Source organism: Nocardioides sp. CPCC 206348 (assembly GCF_048654705.1).
In the GTDB taxonomy this organism is placed as follows: Bacteria; Actinomycetota; Actinomycetes; order Propionibacteriales; family Nocardioidaceae; genus Nocardioides.
The window spans coordinates 43,872-46,789 of sequence record NZ_JBMCZA010000216.1 but is presented as its reverse complement, the minus strand read 5'-3'; the positions used below and the strand labels follow the sequence as shown (position 1 = coordinate 46,789).

The following is a 2,918-nucleotide window of genomic DNA, read 5'->3' as shown; positions in this document are numbered from 1 at the left end:
CGCGCCGCGAGCGACAGCCCGAACAACAACAACAACGGCTACGCCATGCAGTACGTCGACGTCGACGACGACGCGGGCACCTACAACTCCTCCACCGGGACCGTGACGATCCCCGCAGGCTCCCGGGTGACCTGGGCCCGCCTCATGTGGGGCGGCAACTACGACGGCCAGCAGTGCGGCATCGGCCAGCCGGGCGCCTACCCGGCCGGGTCGTCGGCGACCGCCCCGGTGCGGCTGACCGTCGGCGGCGGGGCCTCGCGGGACGTCGTACCCGGTGAGCACTCGTTCGACCCCACCTCGATCGGCTACTACAGCGCGGACGCCGACGTGACCGCCGACCTGGCCGGCCTGCCGTCCGGGCAGGACGTCACGATCACGGTCGGCAACGTCTACGCGCCGACCGGCTCGGGGTGCCACGGCGGCTGGTCCCTGTCCGTGATCCACACGCTCGACGCGGCCGACTGCGGCGCCGAGCGACGCCAGGTCTTCGTGTACGACGGCCACGTCCGCCAGAGCACGACCCCGAACTCCACGTCCATCCCGGTGAGCGGCTTCCGCGTGAGCGGCCTGCCCGTGCGGGCCGGGATCGTCGCGTACGAAGGCGACTCCAGCCAGAACGGCGACCGCTTCTACATCAACCCGCCGCCGACGCTGACCACCACGAACGGGATCCCCGAGCCGACGACGGCGCTCGGCCCGAACAACTTCTTCGTGTCGGCGGCGGACAACAAGCTGGAGCCGAGCCACCCCAACACGTTCTCGATCGACGCCAAGAAGTTCGACGTACCGGCCGGGCTGATCGACCCCGGCGACACCAGCGCGGAGATGCGGACGTTCACCAACGGTGACTCCTACATGGTGCAGGCGCTGATGCTCTCGGTCCCGGTCCCGGCGCTGTGCATCGAGAAGTCGGTCGAGCCCGCGGTGGCGCGGGTGGGCGACGAGCTCACGTGGACGATCACCGTCCGGAACCCGACCACGGCCCAGGCCCTCGGCGTCACCGTCTCCGACGACGCCGTCCCCGACTGCAACCGGTCCTTCGGTTCGCTCGCGCCGAGCGGTTCGCAGACCTACACGTGTACGTCGATCGCCACCGACGACCTCACCAACGTCGCCGAGGCCGCCGGTGTGGGCGCCGACGGGACGCCGTTGAGCGCGTCGGGCGCGGCCACGGTCGACGTCATCCATCCGTCCGTCGCCCTCGAGAAGACGGCCGACCCCGGCGTCGTCCGGGCCGGCGAGACGGTGACCTTCACGGTCACGGCGACCAACGACGGCGACGTCCCGCTCACCGACGTCACGATCAGCGATCCCGACGCGCCCGGGTGCACCGGCTCGGCCTCCCTCGCGGTGGGCGCCTCGGCCTCGATCGAGTGCACGGTCGTGGCCGGCACCGACGACTTCACCAACACCGCGAGCGTGACCGCGACGCCGCCCATCGGTGACGACGTGACCGACGTCGCCGCAGCCCCCGTCGACGTCATCCACCCCGACGTCACGCTGATCAAGACGACCGAGCAGGACGCCGTCACCATCGGTGACTCGATCACCTTCACGATCGAGGTGATCAACAGCGGCGACGTGCTCCTGACGGACCTGACGGTCACCGACGACGCCGCTGCCGACTGCGCCCGCACCGCCGGGACCCTGTCCGACCTGGCTCCCGGCGAGAGCCTCACCTACACCTGCGCAGCCATCGCGGACACGGAACCGGAGTTCCGCAACGACGCCACGGTCAGCGGTACGCCGCCCGACGATGTCGAGGTCAGCGACGACGCCTCGGCGCTGGTCGAGGTGCAGGACCCCGGTCTCACGGTCACCAAGACGGCGGACACCGACCTCGTGCACGAGGGTGACGACGTCACCTTCACGATCACGGTGACGAACTCCGGCACCGTTCCCCTCGACCCGGTCGTGGTCGAGGACCCGTCGTTCCCGTCCTGCGACCGGGCCGACCTCGGCCCGTTGGGGGTGGGGGCCTCCGTCGACTACGACTGCACCGTCGCCGCCCCGTTCGACGACATCACCAACACCGTCATCGCGTCGGGCACCTCGCCCCTCGGCATCGAGGTCAAGGACACGGCGACGGACTTCGTGGACGTGTTCCGGACCGGCCTGACCCTGACCAAGGGCGTCGACGTCGCCCGCGTCCTGCCCGGCGACCCGGTCACCTTCACCCTCACCGTGACGAACACCGGGACGGCCACGCTGACCGACCTGGAGCTGGACGACCCGGCGTACCCGGCCTGCGACAGCGCCGTTCCCGACCTCGCGCCCGACGCCAGCACCGAGCTCACCTGCACGATCACCGCTGGTGCCAACGACATCGTGAACACCGCCACGGTCGCGGGACACTCGCCCACCGGCGCCGTCGTCCCCGCCTCGTCGGGAACCGTCCTCGTCGACGTGATCCACCCGGCGCTGGCGCTGACGAAGACCCCGGCCGTCGCCAGCACGACACCGGGCAGCACGGTGACCATCACCATCACGGTCGAGAACACCGGCGACGTGCGGGTCGACGCCATCGAGGTCACCGACGACCAGGTGGCCGGATGCGGGCGCTCCGTGGGCGACCTGGGCGTGGGCGCGCGGGCGTCGTACACCTGCGACGTGACGGTGGCCGCCGGCGGTCACCACGACGTGGCCACCGCGACCGGCTCGGTCGACTGCCCCGACTGCTCGAGCACCGCGGTGACGGCGTCCGACGACGCCACGATCGCTGCCGTGGCCGACCCGGACACCGATCCCGACCCGGAGCCCGGACCCGGTCCGAACCCCGACCCGGAGGTCGCGCCCGACAACGACGCGGCCCTGCCCGACACCGGGGCGCCCGCCCACACCGGCCCACTGGTGGGCCTCGGCGTCACCCTCGTCCTGACCGGGCTCGTGCTGGTGCGCCGGCGACGGGGCGAAGCGGT

At 71.6% G+C, this 2,918-nt stretch carries 1 protein-coding gene; it reads left to right on the top strand.

Translation table 11 applies throughout. The features are described from left to right. Window positions 1-2,918: DUF7507 domain-containing protein (locus tag ACOADB_RS23535; RefSeq protein ID WP_378604462.1), on the top strand; the 2,918-nt coding region annotated here is incomplete at both ends.